Below are 1,979 nucleotides of genomic sequence, written 5' to 3' on the forward strand. Positions count from 1 at the left end.
CCCACAGCCTCCACAGCCACGCTGCCGATGAGGGTCACCGGGGGATTGTTTGTGTACGGCAGATGGTCGAGGCCGCCCTTGCGGATCGTGCCGTCGGCGAAGACGAACTCCTTGACGCCACCGCTCAGGACRTCGCCCGCCGGATCCGTCCAGTAGTTTTCCACGCGCAGGCGGTCTTGCGTGTTGCTGCCAACCTGCACGACGAGGGTGGCTCCCTCACGGCTGAAACTCACCATGTCGGTGGTGACCCCGTCCGCGAAGACGACGCGGTCTAGGCCAAGGCCCCCGTCTGAGTGGACTGTGTCGGTGCCGTCGCCCACGCCGTAGTGGAAGGTGTCAAGCCCGCCCGCTCCGTACAGCTGATCATTGCCGGTGCCGCCGTAGAGGTCTGCACCGCCGTACCCCGCTCGAAGGATGTCATCTCCCCCGTCACCGAAGAGGAAGTCGTGTGCGGCCGCGTCGAGGCTGTGGAGGTCACGCTCGCCGCCGTAGATGGTGTCATTCCCGTCCCCACCATGGATGGTGTTCACATACCCGTTGCCGGTCAGGACGTTGTTGGCACTGTTGCCTAGCAGATTGCCACCCCAGCCGTTGTAGCGGAGCAGGCTGCCGAGCTCGAGGTTTTCGACATTGGCATATCCGTCAAGCGTGAATGTCGTGTCCATCGTCAACGGTGTCGCGGACGTTGCCACAACGACGGTATCACTGCCCTCCCCCGCCAGTTCCAAGACATGGTCATTGGCGTCGACGATGTAACGGTCGTCGCCCTTGCCGCCATACAAGGTATTGGTGCCCGTCGCCTTGCTGCCGTCGAGGGTGTTTTTGTCCGAGTTGCCCCAGGCCGCCAGGTCAGCGGTCCCCGACAACTCGACGATCTCGATTTTTGAACCCTCTTCCAGGGCGTACGAGTAACTGGCCCGGACGGTGTCAATCGACGTCAGGCTCGTCTCGATGATGCGATCACCCGCCTGGTCGACCACGTACGTCTCGTTGGCATCGCTGCCGATGAGGGTATCTGCCCCGGCACCACCGTCGAGCACGTACACGTGCCCCGCGTGGGTCTGCCAGCCCGGTGCGTTGTCGATGGTGATGGTGTTGTCGAGGGCGTTGCCGGTGAACGAGCGAGGAATGTCCTGGTACCAGCCCGGGAAGTTGGGGTTGGTGATGGCCCATGCATTCGGGTCGTAGATGGCCACCAGGTTTTCAACGTTCGCCGTCATGCTGTAGGCGTAATTGTCCACATACACCGTGTCGATGCCTTCCCCGGCCGCTTCGACGACCAGGTCCGCGTTGCTGCCATACTGGTGGTTCGGGGACGAGGAGACGATGTAGTAACGGTCATCACCGGCGCCCCCGCTTAGAGTGTCACTGCCGTCGCCGTAAAGCTGGTCGTTACCCGCGCCCCCGCTGACCGTGTCCATGCCGGGGCCACCACGCAAGACGTCGTCGCCATCCCCGCCATTGAGCGTGTCGTTGCCGTCCCCGCCGTAGAGCGTGTCGTTGCCACCCATGCCCGACAGGGTGTCGTCACCTGCACCGCCGTCGAGCGTGTCGTTGGCGTCGGAGCCAACATGCACGTCGTTGGCATCCGTTCCGGTCCAATGGCTCGCACTGATCAGGAAATTGTCGGCGGTCAGGCGCGTGCCGTCAGTGAACTCGATGACGTGGGTGCCATTGGTCTTGGCAAGGAACCCTTCGAGAATGACCCCGTTGGGATTGCCGTTGACTAGGAAAAAGACCGCAAGGTCATCGCCCGTTATCTGGTAGTTGGTGACCATGCTCGGGGAGTAGCTTGCCCCGAAGCGGATGATGTCGCTGCCGGCGTCCTTGTCGGCGAGGCCGACCACCCGGTCGATGCTGCCGAGGTTGATGTTGTAGATATCGTTGCCGGCGCCGCCCTCAAGCACGTTGTTGCCCAGGCCGYCCGTGATCACGTCGTTGCCGGCACCGCCGTTAAGGTAGTCGTTGCTACCCAGACC

Annotated in this window: 1 protein-coding gene; it reads right to left on the reverse strand. The window is 62.9% G+C overall.

The annotated features are described in order from the left end of the window. A partial coding sequence (locus AC1DT2_RS21970; protein WP_477298729.1) for a calcium-binding protein occupies positions 1 to 1,979 on the reverse strand: 1,979 nt, incomplete at both ends.

The organism is Luteibacter sp. P4_E6 (assembly GCF_056401535.1).